This window comes from Promicromonospora sp. NPDC110617, from assembly GCF_055598465.1.
Genome location: NZ_JBVKBM010000002.1, coordinates 1,206,879 through 1,227,843 on the forward strand (window position 1 = coordinate 1,206,879; position 20,965 = coordinate 1,227,843).

The 20,965-nt window shown below is 73.8% G+C and carries 18 protein-coding genes; 8 read left to right on the plus strand and 10 right to left on the minus strand.

What is annotated here, in order from left to right; genetic code table 11:
- Positions 1 to 59 precede the first annotated feature (59 nt).
- Positions 60 to 800, plus strand: a complete 741-nt coding sequence (locus tag ACZ7LE_RS16170; protein WP_470404265.1) for a maleylpyruvate isomerase N-terminal domain-containing protein — start codon at positions 60 to 62, stop codon at positions 798 to 800.
- A 47-nt stretch (positions 801 to 847) separates the two neighbouring features.
- Here ACZ7LE_RS16170 and ACZ7LE_RS16175 read toward each other — a convergent pair whose 3' ends face one another.
- Positions 848 to 1,738, minus strand: a complete 891-nt coding sequence (locus tag ACZ7LE_RS16175; RefSeq protein ID WP_470404266.1) for an aminoglycoside phosphotransferase family protein — start codon at positions 1,736 to 1,738, stop codon at positions 848 to 850.
- Between the two features lie 55 nt (positions 1,739 to 1,793).
- On the opposite strand from ACZ7LE_RS16175, the gene ACZ7LE_RS16180 reads away from it, so the two are divergent.
- The 3 genes from ACZ7LE_RS16180 (at position 1,794) to ACZ7LE_RS16190 (ending at position 3,774) form a co-directional block, all read left to right on the plus strand.
- Positions 1,794 to 2,615: an alpha/beta fold hydrolase gene (locus ACZ7LE_RS16180; protein ID WP_470404267.1), complete on the plus strand. Its 822-nt coding sequence runs from the start codon at positions 1,794 to 1,796 to the stop codon at positions 2,613 to 2,615.
- 74 nt (positions 2,616 to 2,689) lie between these two features.
- Positions 2,690 to 3,121: a type II toxin-antitoxin system PemK/MazF family toxin gene (locus ACZ7LE_RS16185; protein WP_470404268.1), complete on the plus strand. Its 432-nt coding sequence runs from the start codon at positions 2,690 to 2,692 to the stop codon at positions 3,119 to 3,121.
- Positions 3,122 to 3,180: 59 nt separating this feature from the next.
- A complete protein-coding gene (locus tag ACZ7LE_RS16190) occupies positions 3,181 to 3,774 on the plus strand; it encodes a type II toxin-antitoxin system PemK/MazF family toxin (RefSeq protein ID WP_470404269.1) in 594 nt (197 codons plus the stop codon).
- 63 nt (positions 3,775 to 3,837) lie between these two features.
- On the opposite strand, the gene ACZ7LE_RS16195 is transcribed toward ACZ7LE_RS16190, so the two are convergent.
- Entirely contained in the window at positions 3,838 to 4,959 is a 1,122-nt protein-coding gene (locus ACZ7LE_RS16195) for a calcium:cation antiporter (RefSeq protein ID WP_470404270.1), read from the minus strand.
- A 243-nt stretch (positions 4,960 to 5,202) separates the two neighbouring features.
- Here ACZ7LE_RS16195 and rpsT point away from each other — a divergent pair, with 243 nt between their 5' ends.
- The gene (gene rpsT / locus ACZ7LE_RS16200) at positions 5,203 to 5,463 is read left to right on the plus strand and encodes a 30S ribosomal protein S20 (RefSeq protein WP_026365415.1); all 261 of its coding nucleotides are present in this window, start codon (positions 5,203 to 5,205) and stop codon (positions 5,461 to 5,463) included.
- Between the two features lie 165 nt (positions 5,464 to 5,628).
- Here the strand turns inward: rpsT and holA are convergent, their stop codons facing one another.
- The 6 genes from holA to ACZ7LE_RS16230 all read right to left on the minus strand — a co-directional run bounded on the left by holA (position 5,629) and on the right by ACZ7LE_RS16230 (position 12,844).
- Positions 5,629 to 6,636 carry a DNA polymerase III subunit delta gene (gene holA, locus ACZ7LE_RS16205; protein WP_470404271.1) on the minus strand — a complete coding sequence of 336 codons (1,008 nt, stop codon included), beginning with the start codon at positions 6,634 to 6,636 and terminating at the stop codon, positions 5,629 to 5,631.
- A 45-nt stretch (positions 6,637 to 6,681) separates the two neighbouring features.
- On the minus strand, positions 6,682 to 7,548 hold the full coding sequence (locus ACZ7LE_RS16210; RefSeq protein WP_470404272.1) for a neocarzinostatin apoprotein domain-containing protein: 867 nt from the start codon (positions 7,546 to 7,548) through the stop codon (positions 6,682 to 6,684).
- Complete coding sequence (locus ACZ7LE_RS16215) at positions 7,548 to 8,237, minus strand: hypothetical protein (protein ID WP_470404273.1); 690 nt, start codon at positions 8,235 to 8,237, stop codon at positions 7,548 to 7,550. Before ACZ7LE_RS16215 ends, ACZ7LE_RS16210 begins: the two co-directional genes overlap by 1 nt.
- Before the next feature lie 10 nt (positions 8,238 to 8,247).
- Complete coding sequence (locus ACZ7LE_RS16220) at positions 8,248 to 9,042, minus strand: hypothetical protein (protein WP_470404274.1); 795 nt, start codon at positions 9,040 to 9,042, stop codon at positions 8,248 to 8,250.
- Positions 9,043 to 9,269: 227 nt separating this feature from the next.
- The gene (locus ACZ7LE_RS16225) at positions 9,270 to 11,777 is read right to left on the minus strand and encodes a ComEC/Rec2 family competence protein (protein WP_470404275.1); all 2,508 of its coding nucleotides are present in this window, start codon (positions 11,775 to 11,777) and stop codon (positions 9,270 to 9,272) included.
- Complete coding sequence (locus ACZ7LE_RS16230) at positions 11,774 to 12,844, minus strand: helix-hairpin-helix domain-containing protein (RefSeq protein ID WP_470404276.1); 1,071 nt, start codon at positions 12,842 to 12,844, stop codon at positions 11,774 to 11,776. The genes ACZ7LE_RS16225 and ACZ7LE_RS16230 overlap by 4 nt, the downstream gene beginning before the upstream one ends.
- A 260-nt stretch (positions 12,845 to 13,104) precedes the next feature.
- Here ACZ7LE_RS16230 and ACZ7LE_RS16235 point away from each other — a divergent pair, with 260 nt between their 5' ends.
- Complete coding sequence (locus ACZ7LE_RS16235; protein ID WP_470404277.1) at positions 13,105 to 13,968, plus strand: alpha/beta fold hydrolase; 864 nt, start codon at positions 13,105 to 13,107, stop codon at positions 13,966 to 13,968.
- A 97-nt stretch (positions 13,969 to 14,065) separates the two neighbouring features.
- Here ACZ7LE_RS16235 and ACZ7LE_RS16240 read toward each other — a convergent pair whose 3' ends face one another.
- Positions 14,066 to 14,947, minus strand: a complete 882-nt coding sequence (locus tag ACZ7LE_RS16240; RefSeq protein ID WP_470404278.1) for a DegV family protein — start codon at positions 14,945 to 14,947, stop codon at positions 14,066 to 14,068.
- Positions 14,948 to 15,041: 94 nt separating this feature from the next.
- Between ACZ7LE_RS16240 and ACZ7LE_RS16245 the strand changes: the two genes are divergently transcribed.
- Both ACZ7LE_RS16245 and ACZ7LE_RS16250 read left to right on the plus strand, forming a co-directional pair.
- Positions 15,042 to 16,805 (plus strand): helicase HerA-like domain-containing protein, encoded by a 1,764-nt coding sequence (locus ACZ7LE_RS16245; RefSeq protein WP_470404279.1) that lies wholly within the window; start codon positions 15,042 to 15,044, stop codon positions 16,803 to 16,805.
- A gap of 134 nt (positions 16,806 to 16,939) precedes the next feature.
- Positions 16,940 to 17,827, plus strand: coding sequence for an endonuclease domain-containing protein (locus tag ACZ7LE_RS16250; protein ID WP_470404280.1), 888 nt, complete (start codon positions 16,940 to 16,942; stop codon positions 17,825 to 17,827).
- 67 nt (positions 17,828 to 17,894) lie between these two features.
- On the opposite strand, the gene leuS is transcribed toward ACZ7LE_RS16250, so the two are convergent.
- Positions 17,895 to 20,852: a leucine--tRNA ligase gene (gene leuS / locus ACZ7LE_RS16255; protein WP_470404561.1), complete on the minus strand. Its 2,958-nt coding sequence runs from the start codon at positions 20,850 to 20,852 to the stop codon at positions 17,895 to 17,897.
- Between the last annotated feature and the right edge of the window lie 113 nt (positions 20,853 to 20,965).

The following is a 20,965-nucleotide window of genomic DNA, read 5'->3' on the forward strand; positions in this document are numbered from 1 at the left end:
GGTCTCGTCCCGGCACGAGGGCGGACGGCGTGTCGGTGGTGCGCGGTACCTTTCGGCCCATGACGCTCGACCACCTGGCCCTGCTGGCCCGGTTCCAGGACGACTTCCTGGCCGCGATCCCCGCCACCGACGCCGACGCGCGGATCCCCGCCTGCGGCGACTGGACCGTGCGCGGGCTCGTGGAGCACCTCGCGGACGTGCACCACTGGGCCGCGGGCAACGCCCGCGGGGTCAAGGGCGCGGCGCTGGGCGACGGGCCGTTCGACCTGGCGCCGCACTACGCCGCGCAGGCCGCGGAGCTGCGCGCGACGCTGTCCGACCTCGACCCCGGGGCCGAGTGCCGGGTCCTGGCCCATCCCGAGCCGCTGGGCCCCGGCCCGGTCCGGTTCTGGCACCGTAGGCAGACCCACGAGACGCTCGTGCACCTGCACGACCTGCTGGCCGCCTCCGCGGGCGCGGCGGCGTCGGACCTGGTCGGGGCGGCGCCGGAGGTGTGGGCCGACACGGTCGACGAGGTGGTCACGGTGCTCCAGCCCCGGCAGGTGGGGCTGGGCCGCATGGCGCCGCTCCGCTTCCCGGTGGTGCTCGTGGCGACCGATCTCGCCGGCGCGCCCACCTGGGTGCTCGGCGCGCCGGGCGAGCGCGCGGACGAGGTGGCGCCCGACGTCGTCGTGGCCGGGCCGGCCGAGGGACTCGCCCTGACGCTGTGGCGCCGGCTGACGCCGGACGAGGCAGGACTCACCGTCACGGGTGACCGCGGCGACCTGGAGGCGGCGCTGGCACAGCCGATCGTGCCGTAGCGGGCGGCGTCGGCGTGAGCGAGCGCCGGCGGCGGGGTGCGCCGGCGTCAGCCCGCGAGCACCGCGGCGATCCGGGCCTGGCCTGCCCGCGCGAAGGCGGGCCAGCGGTCCCAGTAGTACGGCAGGGCGATGACCGCCTGCACCAGCATCCACCCGCGCCCGCGCTCCCACGCGTCGTCGGGGTCGGCGAGCCCGTCCGTCGCCGCGGCGCGGAACACGGCCCGCTCCGCGGCGGTGAGCCCGGCGCCCCACGCGGGGATGAGGTCAGCGGCCGGGTCGCCCACGCCCATGGCGCCCCAGTCGATGACGCCGGTCAGCCGCCCCTCCCGCGTCAGCAGGTTGCCGGGCAGGAGGTCGCCGTGGAGCCACCGGGTCTCCGCCGTCGGACGGGCGTCGAGCGCCTGCTCCCACGCCTTCGTCACGGCAGGGCCGTCGACGCGGGTGCCGGACGCGGCGATCGCCGCGCGGACGTCGTCGTCCAGCCGGGCCAGGGGGACGCCCCGGGACGTGCCCTCCTTGACCGGACCGCCGTCCGCAGGCACCGTGCGCAGGGCGGCGACGAGCTCGCCCAGGCTGCGGGCGCCGTCGGCGCCGAGGCTCCCGGGAGCGGGCGGCTCGCCCTCCAGCCAGGGCACCACCGACCAGCGGAACGGGAACCTCTCGCCGGGCTCCCCCACCGCCACGGGTACGGGGAGCTCCACCGCGAGATGAGCGGCGAGGTGCGGGAGCCAGCGCGCGTCGGCGACGGCCTGGTCCTGGGCCCAGGCGATCTTGGGCATCCGGACCAGCAGCTCGTCACCGAGCCGGAACAGGTGGTGGTCGGTGCCGCCGGCCGGTCCCGGCCGCACCGGCAGCCCGGACCACTGCGGGAGCTGGGCCGCGACCAGCCGGTGCACGAGGTCCGGCGTGGAGACGATCTCGTCGTCGTGGAGGCGCATGGGCCACACCGTGGCACCGGCGCGGACCGGCGGGCCAGCGCTTTTCGTCCCGCCGATGAGTTCCGCGCGCCGCCGCCGTCGGACGGACATGACCGACCACGCGACCACCAGCCAGGGCGACCGCGTCGCCTACGACCTGCGCGGCACCGGCCCGGCCCTCGTCTTCGTGACGGGCGCGGGACCGGACCGCGCCGACGACCCGATCACCGCCGAGACCGCCCGGCGCGCCGCCGACGCCGGCCGCACCACCGTCACCTTCGACCGCCTCGGCCGGGGGGAGAGCCCCGCCGAGGGCCGCCTCGACCTGGACCGCGAGCTCGCGGCCGTCGCCGCGATGATCGAGGTCGCGGGCGGCTCCGCCGTGCTGGTCGGGCACTCGTCCGGCTGTTCGGTCAGCCTGCGGGCCGTCGCCGCGGGGCTGCCCGTCAACGGCCTCGCCCTCTGGGAGGCACCCCTGGGCGACCCCGCCGCGACCACGCAGGCGTGGGCCGACGAGATCGAGCGCCTGCTCGACGCGGACGACACCGAGAACGCCATGCGGCACTACATGAAGGACATGCCGCCGGAATGGCTCGCGGGGATGGAGGCCTCCCCCGACTGGCCCGCGCTGGCGCGCACCGTGGCCGCCTACCGGGCCGACGCCCAGTCGCTGGCATGGGCGCAGCACGCGCTGGAGGACGGCACGCTCGACGTGACGGTCCCGGTGCTGGCGATGTACGGGACGCAGACGTTCCCGGAGATGCTCGTGGCCGCGGCGAGCATCGTGGCGCAGGTACCCAAGGGCACCGAGAAGGAGATGCCGGGCGCCATGCACAGCTGGGAGCCGGAGCCGATGGCGGCGGAGCTGGTGGGGTTCTCGCGGGCGTGCGCGGGGTGATGCTGCGCCTGCTGTCAGCCAGCGCCCGGTAGGTCTCGGATGTGCACTTCACCCGTTCCGGTACGGTTTCAGGCGTGACCTTCGCATCAGAGAACAGCTACCCCGGCGACTTCGAGGGTGAGGTGCACCCGATCTACCACCCCCAGCTCGACGGCGAGCCGGACCCGGGCGAGGTGGTCTGGACCTGGGTGCCCTACGAGGAGGACCACAGCCAGGGCAAGGACCGCCCGGTGCTGCTCGTGGGCAAGGACGGCCCGTGGCTGCTGGGCCTCCAGCTCACCAGCCAGGACCACGACCGCGACGCGCTGCAGGAGGCGCGCGCCGGCCGCATCTGGATGGACGTCGGCACCGGACGCTGGGACCCCTCGGGGCGCGAGTCGGAGGTGCGGATCAACCGCGTCATCCGGGTGGACCCCGACGACGTGCGCCGCGAGGGCGACGTGCTCGCCGAGGACATGTTCAACGACGTCGTGAAGTACATGGACCGGGCGCTCGACCTGACCTGATCCGCCGTCCGGCGTCGTCCCGCCTGCCCGCCGGGCGGCATCGGGCTACCCTGCCCAGCGTGAACCAGCAGAACCCGTGGCTCAAGCTGCTCGGCGAGGTCGTCGAGGTAGTCGCCCGCACCGTACTCGACCAGAACGACCGCCCGTCGGGCGGCGACCGGCCGTCCGGCGACCGGCCGGCGGGCTCCCGGCCGGCGGGCTCCCGGCCGACGGCGACGCCGAGGGCGCCCCGGCCGTCGGGGCGCGACCTGCCGGAGACCGACGGCTACCCGGGCGACTTCGAGGGCAAGGTCACGCCCGTCTACCGCCCGGAGCTGGACGGCGAGCCGGACCCGGGCGAGGTCGTGTGGTCATGGGTTCCGTATGAGGAAGATCACAGCCAGGGCAAGGACCGGCCGGTCCTCATCGTGGGCAACGACGGGCCCTGGCTCCTCGCGCTGCAGCTCACCAGCCAGGACCACGACCGGGACGCCGAGCAGGAGGCCCGCGCCGGACGCCGCTGGATGGACATCGGCACCGGTGCCTGGGACAGCTCCGGCCGCCCGTCCGAGGTGCGCCTCAACCGCGTGATCCGTATCCACCCGGACGCCGTCCGGCGCGAGGGCGCGATCCTGGACCGGGCGATCTTCGACGAGGTCGCGGCCGCGCTCTGATCTGCGCCAGATGTGTCAGACCCTCAGGTCACCCGGGTGACCTGAGGGTCTGACACGTCGGGGTTACGGCTGGACCGAGACGACCAGGAACGCCGCGAGCAGCACCAGGTGCACCACGCCCTGGAGCGTCTTGGCCCGGCCCGGGGCGATGCTCAGCATCGCCACCACCACCGAGACCGCGAGCAGCACCATCTGGGTCGGGTCCAGGCCGAGCGTGAGGGGCCCGTCCATCCAGATCATCGCGACGGCGATGGTCGGGATGGTCAGGCCGATCGACGCCATGGCGGAGCCGTAGGCGAGGTTGAGGCTGATCTGCACCCGGTTGCGCAGCGCGTTGCGGACGGCGGCGATCGACTCGGGCGCGAGCACGAGCAGCGCGATGACCACGCCGACGACGGTGTAGGGCAGGCCCGCGGCCTCGACCCCGTGCTCGATCGTGGGCGAGAGCATCTTGGCCAGGAAGACCACCGAGACCAGCGCGACCATCAGCAGGGCGACGCTGAACCACGCCTCCTTGGCGGGCGGCGGGTCGGCGTGGTCGTCGCCGTCCTCGTCGAGCAGGCCGGTCACCCGGCCGTACTTGTCGCTGGCGACGGGCAGGAAGAAGTCGCGGTGCCGCACGGTCTGCGTGAACACGAACGCCCCGTAGAGCGTCAGCGAGGCCACGGCTGCGAAGCCGAGCTGGAACGGGGTGTACGCCCCGCCCTCCGCCGACGTGGTGAAGCTGGGCAGCACCAGGGAGACCGTGGCCAGCGCGACGACGGTGGCCAGCGCCGAACCGGTGCCCGACGCGTTGAAGCTCACCAGGTGGTGCTTGCTCGCCCCCACCAGCAGGGACAGGCCGACGATGCCGTTGAACGTGATCATCACGGCGGCGAAGACGGTGTCGCGGGCGTACGTGCTCGCCGAGTCGCTGCCGCCGCTCATCAGCATGAGGATCAGCCCCACCTCGATCACGGTCACCGCGACCGCGAGGATGAGGGAGCCGAACGGCTCGCCGACCCGGTGGGCGACGACCTCCGCGTGGTGCACCGCGGCAAGGACGGCCCCGACCAGCGCCGCGCCGATCGCCGCGAGGGTCACCGGGTGCTCATGGTTGCTCCACGTCGCGACGAGGAGCACCAGGGCAAGGACGGGGACCACCACGGTCCATTGAAAACGGCCCCGAAGTGTCCTGGTACTCATAGCCAGAGTCTATGGTGGCTCGTCAGAGGCCCTTCACGTGCCGGACCGCTGGTTGCCGGTGTCACACCGCACCGCCCCACGAAGGGCCGGACCCTCTGGTAACCTTGGAGGTCGCGTGTCCGCCCAGGTCGGCGGGCACAGTCGCAGTTCCTCTCCACGGGTCCCCACCCCAGTCCCGGACCTGCGACCGCCCTCTACGACCTATCCGCTCGCCGCAAGGCGAACACACCAGGAAGTCCACTCGTGGCAAACATCAAGTCCCAGATGAAGCGCATCAAGACGAACGAGAAGGCTCGTCTGCGCAACAAGTCCGTCAAGTCGGAGCTGAAGACCCACGTGCGCAAGGTGCGCGAGGCCGTCGCAGCCGGCGACAAGGAGACCGCGACGGTCGCCCTTGCCACCGCGTCGCGCAAGCTCGACAAGGCTGTCGCCAAGGGCGTCATCCACGCGAACCAGGCCGCGAACCGCAAGTCGGCCATCGCGAAGTCGGTCGCCGCTCTCTGAGCCACTTCGTCGGACGCCGTTCGCCCTCCGGGCGGGCGGCGTCTTTCGTGTGCCTGGACACGGCTGAGGCGCGGCGTGCGGCCGATCGGCGGCCGTCGCGCGTGCGCCGGCCGCGAGCCGAGCAGCAAGTGCGGGCGCGCGGTGCGGGGTGCCGCAGCGCGGGGGTCAGGCGCGGCGGGAGCGGGCGATCGTCATGACAGCGCGTTCGACGGCGAACACCGTGTCCCGCGCCTCGCCCTTCACGTCGGCGTCCGCCTGCGCGACGGCGGAGATCGCCGCCGCGAGCCCCTCCGGCGTCCAGGCGCGCAGGTCCTTGCGGGCGCGGTCGATCTGCCAGGGGGCCATGCCCAGGTCCCGCGCCGACAGTCCGCCGCCCCGCATCGAGGCGACCTTGGCCAGGTTCCGCAGGCGCAGCGCCAGAGCCGCGACGATCGGCACGGGGTCAAGTCCGGTGTCCAGCGCGTGCCGCAGCAGGGCGACGGCGCCCCCGGCGTCGCCCGCCACCGCGGCGTCCGCCACCCGGAAACCCGTGGCCTCGACCCGGCCGCCGTAGTACCGGTCCACCGTGGCGGCCGTGATGGTGCCCGTGGTGTCCGCGACGAGCTGCGCGCACGCCGCCGCGAGCTCGCGCAGGTCGCTGCCCAACGCGTCGACGAGGGCGCGCACACCCTCGGCGTCCGCCCGGCGGCGAGCCGCCTTGAACTCCCCGACCACGAACGACGCCTTCTCCGCGTCCTTCGTCACGGGCTCGCACACCATGACCGGCGCGCCGGAGCCCGTGATCGTGTCGAGCATCTTCTTTCCGCGCTGCCCGCCGCCGTGCACCACGACGACGGTGGTCTCCGCGTCGGGTGCGCCGACGTAGGCGATGAGGTCGGCCATCAGGTCCTCGGTGCCCGACTCCGTGGAGCGGACCACCACCACCTTTGCCTCGCCGAACAGCGACGGGCTCGCCGCAACCATGAGCTGGCCGGTGCCGTACGTGGCTCCCTCCAGCTCCACCTTCTCGACGTCGGGGTCGCGCTCGCGCACGAGCCGCACGACGCCGTCCACCGCACGCTCGGTCAGGAGCGGCTCGGCACCGCGCACCAGCACGACGGGGGCCACGGTGGGCTCGTCCCAGCTCCGGCCGGCGGGAGCGGTGGCGGTACGGCGTCTGGTTGCGGGAGGCACGGACACAGCCTGCCACGCGCCACCCACACCGGCCGGTCCCGGGCCCTACTCCCAGACCAGGTCGGCCAGCGCGATCCGTCCGCCGTCGGTCCACGCGTTCGCGATCACGCAGGCGCCCGCGTCGGCGCAGTCCGCGCTTCCTCCGCCGACCAGCTCGATCTCCCGCACCACGCGGAGCTGCGTGACCAGGGTGCCCGCCCGGTCGGCGATCACGCGCTTCCCGTCGTCGTACAGGCAGTTGTCCCCGTCCACGGCGCCGTCCGAGGTGGTGGCGCACTGCACGATCCGGACGGTCGCACCCGCCGCGTAGCCCTTGCCCGTCACGGTCACGCGACCGTCGTCGGCGTCGAGCTCCCGTTCGGACAGCGTCAGCGTGGGCGCGTCCGGCGGCTCCGAGCCGCCCGGCAGCGGCGCCGGGGCGGCCGCGAGCACCCGGTCCGACAGGTCGGCGACGGCCAGCGCGCACGGGTCGCCCGTGCAGTCCACCTCGGAGACCGAGCCGACGTTCACGAACGCCCGTGCCGGACGGGTCGCGGTGATCCGGCCGCTCTCGTCGGCCACCACCTGCTCGCTGGTCGACATGTCGCACTCGTCGAGCGCGCTCGCCCCCGTCGTCGTCCCGCCGACGCACTGGACCAGGTACTGGTTGCCGCCCGTGAAGCCCGTGCCCCGCACGAGCCAGGCGCTGCCGGCGGCCCGCACGGTGATCTCTGGTTCGTCCGAGCTGTCCGAGCCGCCCGTGTCGTCCGAGCCGCCCGTGTCGCCCGACGGCGACGGGCTCGCCTCGGTCGTCGCCCCCGCCCCGCGCGACGGTCCCGACGTGGCCGGACCGGTCGGGGCCGCGGTGCAGCCGGCCAGCAGGAGCAGGGCCGCGGCGACGGCGGCTGCCGCGGCGCCCTGCCGGGCGCGCATCAGGGGTACCCCATGTACACGTCGACGGCCATGGCCAGGCGCCAGCTCCAGGAGTCGCGGTCGCGCATCCAGTTCACCCCTCGTTGCCAGACGTGGAAGTCCTGCTCCAGGTAGCACGCGACGGCGTTGGTCTGGTTCAGCTCGCCCAGGTCCGTCCGGTACTGCCGGGTGTCGTTGGTGCCGGGGCTGCTCGCGCCGACGCGCTGCACGATCTTCGCCGCGCACTCCTTGCCGGCGCTCGACACGTACATGGCGTGCGTGCCGTACCGCGACGCCGGTTTGCCGGACTCACAGGACGCGCTGATGGCGTTGGAGTGCAGCGGGATGTGCAGGTCTGCCCCCACCCGGTTCGAGCTGGCGATGTTCTTCCGGGTGAGCCCGTTGCCCCGGACCACCTTGTAGCCCCGCTCCAGGAGACTGAGGTGATCCGTGCTGCCGCCGTTGATGGTCGACATCGCCACCTTGTAGGAGTTGATGTTCTCGCTGAAGCCGTCGCAGCCCGTGTTGTCGTGGCACACGGTGTCACCGCGGTCGTGGCACGCCTGCGACAGGTAGACCACCTTGCCGTTCCAGTTGTCCGGCACGTAGGTCACGTCGGCGGCCGCCGTCGGGGCCACGGCCAGTAATCCGGCGGCGCCCACGAGGACGACGGTGAGCACCGACACGAGCCGTCGGAGAGTCTTGCGCATCGCCACCCCCTCAGCCGAGATCGATCGGCAGGTCGGTCGACGCGCACATGTCGCCGCCCGTCGCGTACGCGAAGGCGAGGCAGTCCCCGTCGAGCGTGAACTTCACCGAGTCGACCGCCCCGTTGCTGTACGCCGTGAACAGGAGCGCCTGCCAGACGTCGCCCGGGTAGACCCCCGCGTCCGCCAGCGCCTGCTCGAACCCGGCGCCGACGTCGACCGTGGCGTGCCCCTTGCTGAGCCGCACCTTCGTGGCCGGCAGGTCAGCGCCCGGCAGGTAGGACGCCAGGACGTCGTCGACGGCGGTCCCCAGCGTGCGGGACGGACCGCCCTGCGTCGCACGCGCCGCCCCCGCGGTGAGCTGGACGTCCTTGCCGGTGCCGCAGCCCAGGACCGGCGTCGTCGAGCCGTCCTCGGACCGGGGACCCTCCGGGACCTCCGGGCACGAGGCATCCGGCGGCGTGTCGCCCGCCGACTGCTGCTCGTCCAGCGCCGCACGCTCCTCACCGGACCGCGGCTTCGCCCCGCCCACGACGACGGTCCAGCCGTCCAGCACCTCGGCCGACTCGTCCAGCCACTCCGCGGCGGCCTCCGGGTCTCGCGTCGTGTCGACCCGGACCACCTGGTCGGTCTCGGAGACGTCGGTCACGACCGACTGGTCCAGCAGCTCCTCCTGGAGCTGGAGCTGCGCGCTCGTCTGATCCCGGCCCGCGGCGCTGAGCGCCGCCGCCGGAACGAGGAGACCCACTGCCGCTGCGACCGCGATGATCCGGCGGTGCCGCCGGGCGGTTCCGGTTGATTCGACCACGTTGCCCCCTGGTACGTGCTGACGGAACTTCACCCGTCCTCCCCCCACGTTAGGGCCGTGGCCAGGATCCGCAACGTTTCGCGAAGTGTCGCGCTCTCGTGTACCAGTGCCTCTGTGGCCTGCGGCGGGACCCGGGGCGGCTCGTGCCGGTGACCGCCTGCCGCCGGCCTCCTGGCGACGCGTGCTCGGGGCGCGGAGCGCTCGGCGACCGCCCGCGCCCCGACCGCTCAGCAGCCGGCCAGTGACACCTCCCCTCCGCGGACGACCAGCGCGACGGTGCCGCACTCGTCGGTGCGCACCACCGCCGCGCCGACGCCCGCGTACAGGTCGAGCGCCTCGTCGGTCGGGTGCCCGTACTCGTTGCCCTGGCCGGACGAGACCAGGGCAACCGCCGGACGCACCCGTTCCGCGAGCGCGCGGGACTGCACCGCCGACCCGTGGTGCGCGATCTTCACGACGTCGAAGCGGCCCGCCTGCGGGACCAGCGCCTCCTGTCCGGCGTCCTCCAGGTCGCCCAGCAGCAGCACGTCCAGTCCTGCGACGCGGGCGGCGAGCACGACGCTGGAGTCGTTGGCACCCGAACCCGCGCCCGCCTGGAGTACCGGCCAGGCGAGGCTCCCCAAGGATCCCTGGTCGCCGGTCCCCGCGATCCGGACCGGTACGCCGGCGGCGCTCAGTTCGGCTTCGGTCGCCGCGGCGTTCGCGGCCGGCTCCGGTACCGGGGACACGAGCGCCGCGACCACCTCCCGCCCGGCGAGCACGGGCCGGAGACCGCCCACGTGGTCGGCGTGGAAGTGGCTCAGCACGAGCAGGTCCACCCGCTCGATCCTGAGCTCGTCGAGGCAGCGGTCGGCGGCAGGCCCGTCCGGTCCGACGTCCACGACCACGGCCGACGCCGGACCGGTCCGCAGGGCGAGCGCATCCCCCTGCCCGACGTCGCAGGCCGCCACCTGCCAGTCCTGCGGCATCCCCGAGCGGGCCGCGAGACGGGGCACCGCGAGGGCGACGACCAACGCCGCCGCCGAGGTAGCCGCGAGAAGCACGAGGAACCGCGCCCGCGTGAGCGGTTGCCGGAACGTCCGAGCCTCGGGCGGGGCGCCCCGCAGCACCTCGCGCACGACCTGGCGCAGGCCGGAGCGGGCCGTCGCGCGCCACGACTCGGGCCAGCCGCGGAGCGGGTCACGCCGCAGCACGGCCCACAACACCAGTCCCGTGAGCACGGCCAGCAGGAGCGCGCCCGCCGGCCCGCCCGGCCAGGGAACGGTCGCGCCGGGAAGAGCGGCGCACCGGTGCGCGACCGCGGCGATCCACCAGGTGGCACCGCTCGCCGCCCAGGCCACGAGCCCCGCGACGGCCGGGAGCCACGGCGCGAGCACCGTGGCGACCAGCCCGAGCACGGTGGCCGGGACCAGGGCCGGCCCCGCCAGCAGGTTCGCGAGCACCGAGACCGTGGACACCGAGGGGTCGAGCAGCACCAGCACCGGACCGCACGCGGCCTGCGCGGCGAGCGGCACGGCCAGACCGAACGCCAGGGCCTCCCCCGTCCAGGGCGCCAGCCGCGCGGCCAGAGGCGCAGCGAGCAGCACGAGCCCCGCCGTCGCCGCGGCCGACAGCGCGAACCCGAAGGAGCGGGACAGCCACGGGTCGACCACCAGCAGCCCGACCACCGACGCCGCGAGCGCCGGGACGGCCTGGGAGGGGCGGCCGAGCGCCACCCCGGTGAGGGCGAACGCCGCCATGACCGCTGCCCGGAGCACGGCGGGTTCGGGCCGGACGAGGAGCACGAAGGCGAGGGACGCGAGCGCGATGACGAGCACCCTGACCGGTCTCGGCAGGCGGGCCACGGAGCAGAGCAGGGTCAGGACGGTCACGACGACGGCGAAATGGCCCCCGGACACCGCCGTGATGTGCGACAACCCGGTCGTCCGCATCTCCTCGGACAGGTCGTCCGGGAGCCGCGTCGTGTCCCCGATCGCAGCGCCGGGCACCAGCCCGCGGGCCTGCGGGGACAGCGGGTCGGTCACGTCGAGGAGCGCTGCGCGGTGGGTGTCGAGCACCCGAAGGGCGGACGGCGGGGCCCGGATCTCGGCGGTGCTCTCGGCGTTCAGGCGGGCGGTCTCGGCCGCCCCGGGGTCGGCGGGACGCAGCCCGCCCGAGACGGTCACGGTCGCCCCGTACCGGGGCACGGCGTCCGACAGCACCTGGACGTGGGCCCGCGTCGCCGACCCGACGCCGCGGGCGTCCACCGCACGTGCGGCGAGCACCCAGCGGTGCTGCCCGGCGCCCGGGGCGAAGGCGAACGGCTCGGGCTGGGAGACCACGGCGCCGACGAGGGTGGCCGTCACGCGCTGCTCGGCCAGCCCTGCGAGCGGCGCGCGGCTCGCGAGCTGGACGTGCGCGGAGGCAGCGACCCCGAGGACGCAGGCCGCGGCAAGGGCGGCGTGCGCGACGAGGGCGGTCGTGGTCGAGGGCCGGGCCGTCACCGCATGCCGGGCGGTCGTGACCAAGGGCCGGGCAGTCACCGCACGCCGGGCGTTACCTGCTCGTCGGGGGCGAGGTGCCGGACGCCCGCCACGACCCGGGCCGCCTAGGAACGCGATCCCGAGGCACGCAGCGACGAGCACAGCCCCGGCCGCCCCCGCCGCGAGGCCGCTCCAGCGCTCCCCGGGGCCGGTGAGCACCCATGCGGCAGCCCAGACCGCGACGGCCGCGGGCACCATCCGCAGGTCGGTCATGGCCCCACCCGCGCACTGTCGCGGAGCTCGTCGAGGGTGGCCGGGCCGATGCCCGGCACGTCGTCGAGCTCGTCCACGCTCGCGAACGCTCCGTTCGTCTCGCGCCACTCGACGATCGCCTGGGCGATCGACGGCCCCACGCCGGGGAGCGCCTCCAGCCCGGCGGCGTCCGCCATGTTGATGTCGACGGCGCCCGCCGTGCCGCCCGCGCCACCCGCACCGCCGCCCCCGTCGCCCGAGGCCGTCGCCCCGCCGGCGCCCGGTGCGACCGCGCCCGGCACCGGCTCACCCGGCTTCGGCACGTACAGCTGCTCACCGTCGACCACCGCGCGGGCCAGGTTGACGGCCGTCAGATCGGCCTTGCGGGTCACACCGCCGGCGGCTTCGACCGCGTCCGCCACGCGGGCGCCGTCGGGCAGGGTGACCAGGCCAGGCCGAGCCACCTCGCCGACCACGTGCACCAGGAGGTCGCCGCCCGCCTCGCCCGGAAGGCCGCCTGCGGTGCCGGACCCGTCAGGCACACCGAACGCGCCCGAGCCGCCCGTCTCCGACGGAGACGACGGATCGGACCCGCTCTCGGCTTCGTTCCCGCCCGCCCCGGGACTCGCCAAACCGCCGTCCGGACCCTCGCCGGCAGCGACCGGGGCCAAGGCCTCGACCTCGCCGCCCCGCAGCGAGAGCGCCGCCACGCCCAGCCCGAGCAGCAGCACGGTCACGACCGCCACCACCGCCGTCGTGCCGGTCAGGGCCCACCGGCGGGTGCCCTGCTCGGCCCGCGGGTCGGCGGGATGCCCGTGCGCGGCAGCGTAGGCGGCGGCCACGCCCGAGGTGGACCGTCGGGCACGCAGCCGGGCCACCAGGTCGTCGGTCTCGGCGCGGGCGTCGGCCTGACCCGCCGTCGGGACGGCGGACGCGGCCCACTGCTCGTCCGGGGACGGCGCGGGTGGCGCCATGGCCGACGGCCCGGTCGGCTCCACGGCGGGCAAGGGTCCGGGGCCGTCGGACCCGCGCACCGGGCCGAACGGCCAGGGGTCTGGGCGGCGCTGCTGCGCGGTCTCTGGCTGCATGTCCCAGGACGCTAGGCGCGTTGCGCACCTCTCGGACGGGCGCCAGGCGCCGTCTGTGCACAGACCGCGAAAAGCGCCCCCTGTGGTCGGGCTCTTCCCCGCACGACGCCGTCCCGAGGGTCCGCCCGCTCGGCCGACGAGTTTCGTCCCGGCGCACCGATGAGTTCGCCCCGGCGCCGTCGTCGGACCTGACGACCGCATGCGGACCCGAGCGGCACCCGCAGACCCGGGCCGCGCGGAACAGACCAGGAGCGAGCACCATGACCGACAAGAAGACCCACACCCTCGACGTACCGGGCGCCGTCCTGACCTATGACGTGCGCGAGGCCGCTACCCCCACCGACGAGCCGCCGCTGCTGCTGATCGGCCTGCCGATGGGCGCCGAGGGCTTCACCACGCTGGCCGGCCACTTCACCGACCGCACCGTGGTCACCTACGACCCACGCGGCGTCGAGCGCAGCACCCGCACCGGGGAGCCGTGGATCGCGGAGCACGCCGACGACGTGCACCGCATCATCGAGACCGTCGGCGGCGGCCCGGTGGACCTCTTCGCCTCCAGCGGCGGCGCCCTGGTGGCGCTCGAGCTCGCGGCGACGCACCCGGGCGACGTGCGGACCGTCGTCGCGCACGAGCCGCCACTACCCAGCGTGCTCCCGGACCGGGAGGCCGTGGACGCGGCCCTGACCGACATCCACGACACCTACCAGGCGAAGGGGTTCGGCGCGGGGATGGCAAAGTTCATCGCCCTGGTCATGGCCACGGGCGAGCTCACCGCGGACTACGTCGACCAGCCCGACCCGGACCCGGCTGCGTTCGGCCTGCCGACCGAGGACGACGGCACGCGCGACGACCTGCTGCTGGGCGTCAACATGCGTCTCCTGTCGCAGTACGAGCCGGACTGGGCGGCCCTCCGGGCCGGCACGTCCGACGTCCTGATCGCCGTCGGCGAGGACACCGGTGAGGAGCTGACGGGCCGCTCCGTGCGCGCGACGGAGGCGCTGCTCGGCGCCGCGCCGGTCGTCTTCCCCGGGGGCCACGGCGGGTTCAGCGGCGGGGAGTACGGGCAGCCGGCCGACAAGCCCGTCGAGTTCGCGGCGAGGCTGCGCGAGGTCCTGTCGCGCTGACCAGCGCTGTGGTCGGTAGAACGTCAGGTGATCGGCAGTCCGAGCTGCCGATCACCTGACGCTCTGCCGACCACCCGCACTCAGGCCGAGCCGCGCGTCAGTGCGCGTGGTCGCCCAGGTCCGCGACGACGACGGCGAGCGTGCCCGGGCCGACGTGCACGCCGAGGACCGCGCTCAGCGGCGTGACCTCGACGTCCGCCCGCGTGCGCGTGTGGAGGCGGCCGGCCAGGGCGAGCGCCCGGTCGTGCGCGCCGAAGTGGTGGACGGCGACGACGGGGCGCTCCGCCTCGGCGACGAATGCGGCGGCCTGCTCCAGCAGCCGTTCGGCGCCGGCCGCGCGGGTGCGCACCCGCTGGGCCAGCTCGATGGCGCCGTCGGTCAGCCGCAGGATCGGCTTGACGCCCAGCACGGTGCCGAGCGCGGCGGCCGGGCCGGACAGGCGTCCGCCGCGCCGCAAGTGCTCCAGCGTGTCGACCACGAACACGGCGTGGGCCGTCCCGGCGACCTCCATGGCGCGCGCGGCGACGTGGGTGGCGTCGGCCCCGGCGGCGGCGCACTCGGCCGCGGCGCGGGCCGCGAAGCCGAGGCCCGCGGCCGCCGTCCGTGAGTCCACCGCACGTACCTGCAGGGGCGAACGCGCGGCCGCGGTGCCCGCCGAACCGACGGTGCCCGACAGCGCACCCGACAGGTGCACCGAGACGACCGAGCGGACGCCCTGCTCGCCGAGGTTGCGATAGACCGCGGCGAACGCCTCGGGGGACGGCTGCGACGTGGTCACCTGCTCGCCCTCGGAGACGAGCTCGGCCAGCCGGTCGGGCGTGATGTCCTCGCCCTCGGCGTACGCCTCGTCACCCACCAGGACGCGCAGCGGCACCACGACCGGGCCGCCCGTCGAACCAGCGGGGAGGCAGGCGGTCGAGTCGGTGACGACCCGCACCTCCTGGGGTGCCGGGCGGGAAGGACGACGACGGTTGCGCATGACCGCGACACTCTATCCGCGCGGGGAACCCGACGGCGAAACGCCCGGGAGCCTCCCCGCGCGCGGCACCAGGGGCCGACTTAGCATCCGAGACATGCCCGATGCATCGACGCCAGATCTCGCCGCTCTGCGCGAGGCCGCCGCCGCGGCCCAGAAGGCCCTCGAGGAGGCGGAGCGGGCAGCCGCGCCCGCGGCCCCGGAGACGGGCGGACCGGAGGAGGCAGCGCCGACGTCGTCCGAGGTACCCGACGCCCCCGGCGCCCTGCTCGACGGCTACGCGGCCGAGGTCGCCGCGGGCTACGCGGCCGAGGCCACGCTGCCGCTGGGCGCCCTCCTGGAGGGTGAGCCCGGCGGTGAGGCCACACCGAACCCGCAGGTCCAGGTCGGTTTCGCGCTCTCGATGCTGAACCGGCACGGCCTCGTGGCGGGTGCCACGGGAACCGGCAAGACCAAGACGCTCCAGGGCATGGCCGAGGGGCTGTCGCTGGCCGGGGTGCCGGTCTTCCTGGCGGACGTCAAGGGCGACCTGTCGGGGCTCGCGCTGCCCGGTCCGGACAACCCGAAGGTCGCGGAGCGCGCGGTCAGCATCGGACAGGACTGGAGGCCGACCCAGTACCCGGTCGAGTTCTACTCGCTCGGCGGGATCGGCAAGGGCGTGCCGATCCGCACGACGGTCACCGACTTCGGGCCGCTCCTGATGTCCAAGGTGCTGGGCCTCAACGAGACGCAGGAGTCGAGCCTCACGCTGATCTTCCACTGGGCCGACACGAAGGGCCTGGCGCTGCTGGACCTGAAGGACCTGCAGTCGGTGATCGCCTACCTGACCTCGGACGAGGGCAAGGGGGAGCTCAAGGGTATCGGCGGTGTCTCCGCGGCCACGGCGGGCGTCATCCTGCGCGAGATCGTGGGGCTGGAGGGGCAGGGCGCCGACGTGTTCTTCGGTGAGCCCGCGTTCGCGACGTCGGACCTGATCGCGACCAAGGATGATCTCGGCGTGCTGAGCGTGCTGGAGCTGCCCGCGGTGCAGGACCGGCCGCAGCTCTTCTCGACGTTCCTCATGTGGCTGCTCGCGGACCTCTTCCAGGACCTGCCCGAGGTGGGCGACGCCGACAAGCCGAAGCTCGTGTTCTTCTTCGACGAGGCGCACCTGCTTTTCACCGGTGCCTCGAAGGACTTCCTGCAGCAGGTGGTCCAGACGGTACGGCTGATCCGGTCCAAGGGCGTGGGCGTCTTCTTCGTGACGCAGTCGCCCAAGGACGTGCCGTCCGACGTCCTGGCCCAGCTCGGCAACCGGGTGCAGCACGCGCTGCGCGCCTTCACGCCCGACGACGCCACGGCGCTGCGGGCCGCAGCCCGCACCTTCCCGAAGTCGCCGTACGACCTGGAGCGTCTGCTGCAGTCGCTCGGCACGGGTGAGGCGGTGGTCACCGTGCTGACCGAGAAGGGTGCGCCCTCGCCCGTCGCCTGGACCCGGGTGCGGGCACCGCAGGCCTCGATGGACCCGGCCGGCGACGCCGCGATCGACCAGGTCGTCGCGGCCTCCCCCGGCCAGGCGAGGTACGGGACCGCGGTCGACGCGGAGTCCGCGTTCGAGCTGCTGCAGGCGAAGACGCAGGAGCAGGCGGCCGGCCGCGCCGCCGCCGAGGGCTCGGCGACCGCGGCCGAGGACGAGCGGGAGCTGGCCAAGGAGCGCGCCCGGCTCGAGAAGGAGGCGGCGACGCGTGAGAAGGCGGAGGCCCGGCACAAGGAGCAGGCCGCCCGCGACCGCAATCGCGTGGTGGCGTCGCTGGCCAAGACGGCGGGCACGGTCCTGGTCCGCGAGCTGACCCGCTCCCTGTTCGGCACCCGCAAGCGCTGACCCACCGTCGTTGAGTGCTGGCTATTTGTTGTCCCGGCCCGGAAATCTCCGCAAATAGCCAGCACTCAACGGGAAGGGGGTCGCGGGGCTGTGGATAGTCAGCAGGGCCGTGTCACGGAGTTCAGCCTGAACCTGTGGCAAACCGCATCTTCACCGTGTCCGAAGCATCGGACCTTGATATCAGCCCTCATCTGTTGCGAGCCGGACGGTTCGCGGTTCCGACGTCCGGCGTCCGGATCGACGACGCCGACCCGTCGCTCATCGACCGCTGCCGCGCGATCACGCGCGTGGTACATCCGAACGCCGCCTTCGCACGCACGACGGCGCTGCGGCTGCTCGGCGTCGACCTCCCCTGGCAACTCGCGGAAGATCAGGCGATTCATGTCGTGACCCCCCGCAGGGGCGAGCGGGCGCAGCGGTATGCGATCACCGCACACTTCTGCGGTCAGAAGCAGCTCGACGTCGTCGACCGGTTCGGTCTACGCATCACGTCGGCGCCTCAGACCTGGCTTCAGGTCGCGCACGGCCTGGACCGCGACAGCCTCGTCGGCCTGGGGGACGCGATGACGCGTCGTAAGGCGCCGGCAACCACGGTGCCGGCGCTGAGGCATCTCATGCGCGAGACCTTCAAGATGAGAGGGCTGGCGCTCTGCCGCGAGGCTGTCGACCTGGTCCGGCCGGGAACCGACTCGCCCATGGAGACGAGGCTGCGGTTGGTCGTCGTGGACGCGGGCCTGCCCGAGCCCGCCGTGAACGTCCCAGCGCGCGATGCCGCAGGCGAGTTCCTCGCGCTTCCCGATCTCTCCTATCCGCAGCTCAGGATCGCCATCGAGTACGACGGCGACCACCATCGGACCGACCCGGAGACGTGGCGTCATGACGTCGAGCGTCGGCAGCGCCTCGAGGACGCGGGGTGGCTGATCATCACGGCGACGGCGGACGAAGTCATCCGGCACCCTGCCCGTCTGGTCGCCAGGATCCGCGCGGCCGTCACACGACGCACGGCCCTGCTGGAACGTTGAGTGCTGGGTATTTGTTGGTTCCGGACCGAGAACTCAACAAATACCCAGCACTCAGCGGAAAGAAGGGTCAGGCCGGGACGATGTTGACCAGCTTCGGGGCGCGGACGATCACCTTGCGCACGCCGCGGCCGTCCAGGAACTTGACCACGTTCGGCTCGGCCAGGGCCGTCGCCTCCAGGTCCTCCGCGGAGATGTCCGGGGCGACCTCGAACTTGGCTCGCACCTTGCCCTGCACCTGCACCACGCAGGTCACGGTGTCCTGCACGAGGTACTGCTCGTCGGCGGCCGGGAACGGCGCGTGGGCCAGTGACTCCTCGTGGCCGAGGCGGGACCACAGCTCCTCCGCGATGTGCGGCGCGATGGGCGCCGTCATGAGGACGAGCGGCTCCACGGCCGAGCGCGGCACGGCCGACAGCCCCGTGAGGTGGTTGTTCAGCGTGATGAGCTTGGCGATCGCGGTGTTGGGCCGCATGTTCTCCATCTCGACGCGGACGTCGGCGATGGCGCGGTGCACGGCGCGCAGCGTGGCGGTGTCGGGCTCGTCGTCGGTGACGGTGAGCTCGCCCGTCTCCTCGGAGACGACATTGCGCCACAGCCGCTGCAGGAACCGCTGCGACCCGACGACGGCGCGGGTCTCCCACGGGCGCGACAGGTCCAGCGGGCCCATCGACATCTCGTAGACGCGGAACGTGTCGGCGCCGTACTGCTCGTACATCTCGTCGGGCGTCACCACGTTCTTGAGCGACTTGCCCATCTTCCCGTACTCACGGTTGACGGGCTGGCCCTGCCAGGTGAACCCGGCCTGCTCGTCGCCCTCGACCTCCTCGGCCGGCACGTACTGGCCGCGCGAGTCGGTGAATGCGTAAGCCTGGATGTAGCCCTGGTTGAAGAGCTTGCCGAACGGCTCGACGCCGCTGACGTGGCCCAGGTCGAAAAGGACCTTGTGCCAGAACCGCGCGTACAGCAGGTGCAGCACGGCGTGCTCCACGCCGCCCACGTAGAGGTCGACGCCGCCGGCCGGGCCGGACGTCGGGTTGTGCTGCGGCCCCAGCCAGTAATTCTCGAGCTCGGGCAGCGCGGCCGCCGTGGTCTCGGCGGGGTCGAGGTAGCGCAGGTAGTACCAGCACGACCCGGCCCAGTTGGGCATGGTGTTGGTGTCGCGGCGGTACTTCTTGGGCCCGTCGCCGAGGTCGAGGGTGACGTGCACCCAGTCGTCGTTGCGGCCCAGCGGCGCCTCGGGCTCCGAATTGGCGTCCTCCGGGTCGAAGGTGCGCGGCGCGTAGTCCGGCACGTCCGGCAGGTCCACCGGAAGCATCGCGTCGGGGATGGCGACCGGGCGGTCGTCCTCGTCCCACACCACGGGGAACGGCTCGCCCCAGTAGCGCTGGCGGCTGAACAGCCAGTCGTTGAGACGGTACGTGGTGGTGCCCTCGCCGATGCCCTTGCTCTCCAGCCAGGCGATGATCTTGGCCTTGGCCTCGACCACGCCCAGGCCGTCCAGCGAGATCTCGTCGTTGGCGGACCGCACGGCGACGCCGTCGCCCGCGTACGCGCCGGTGTGGTCCTCAGGCAGGCCACCGGTCGGCTCGACGGTGTGGATCACCGGCAGGTCGTAGGCCTCGGCGAACGCGAAGTCGCGCTCGTCGCCGCCCGGCACGGCCATGATGGCGCCGGTGCCGTAGCCCATGAGCACGTAGTCCGCGGTGAAGACCGGGACCTGCAGCCCGCTGACCGGGTTGACGGCCAGGTGCCCGGTGAACACGCCGGTCTTCTTGCCGGCGTCGGCCTGCCGCTCGACGGCGGTCTTGGCGGACGACTCGCGGCGGTAGGCGGCGACGGCCTCGACCGGGGTGTCGTACCCGCCGGTCCACGCGGAGCGCGTGCCGTCGGGCCAGGCCGCGGGGACCTCGTCCAGCAGCGGGTGCTCCGGGGCGACCACCATGAAGGTGGCGCCGAACAGCGTGTCGGGCCGGGTGGTGAAGACCTCCAGCGAGCCCGCCGCGCCGGCCGGGTCGCCCTCGGCGGTGCCGACGACGTCGAACCGCACGTTGGCGCCCGTGGACCGGCCGATCCAGTTGCGCTGCATCGACTTGACCTTCTCGGGCCAGTCGATGAGCTCCAGGTCGTCCGTGAGGCGGTCGGCGTAGGCCGTGATGCGCATCTTCCACTGGCGCAGGCTGCGCTGGAAGACGGGGAAGTTGCCGCGCTCGGACCGGCCGTCGGCCGTGACCTCCTCGTTCGCCAGCACGGTGCCCAGGCCTGGGCACCAGTTGACCGGCGAGGAGTCGACGTAGGCGAGCCGCTGCGCGTCGATGACGTCCCGCTGCTCCGGCTCGCTCAGCGCGGACCAGACGGCACCGCCGGCGTTGTCGCCGTCGTGCCCGGGGACGGGCCGCGTGCCCGCGGCCAGCTCGGCGCGCAGCTCCGCGATGGGGCGCGCGCGGCCCGTGCCGTCGCCCGCACCCGTCACGGGGCCGGGACGCTCCGCGTCGGCGTCGTACCAGGACTCGAAGATCTGCAGGAAGATCCACTGCGTCCAGCGGACGTACTCGGGGTCGATCGTCGCGAACGTGCGGCGCGAGTCGTGGCCCAGGCCGAGGCGGCGCAGCTGCCTGCGCATGTTGCCGATGTTGGCCTCGGTGGTGGTCCGCGGGTGCTGGCCCGTCTGGACCGCGTACTGCTCGGCGGGCAGGCCGAACGCGTCGTAGCCCAGCGCGTGCAGCACGTTGTCGCCGCGCATGCGGCGGAAGCGCCCGGTCACGTCCGTGGCGATGTAGCCCAGCGGGTGACCCACGTGCAGGCCCGCACCCGAGGGGTACGGGAACATGTCCATGATGAAGTACGGGTCGCCCGCCGCCGGGCTCCCGCCCGGCCCCGTAAGTCGCCCCTGCGGGTTCGCCGCGTGGAACGTGCCGCGCTCCTCCCAGATGTCCTGCCAGCGCAGCTCGATCTGCTGTGCGAGGGTCGGGGTGTAGCGGAAACGGGGCTCGTCGGGAGACGTGGTGCGCTCGGGTGCGTCGGGCATGGTCACCCGGCCGAGTCTACCGAGTGCGCCGGGCCCGGGCCCTCGGTCGTCCACAGCCTCCAGGGTTCATCCGACATTCGCCCCCACCTCCCCCGAAGTTCGCCCCGCGGGTG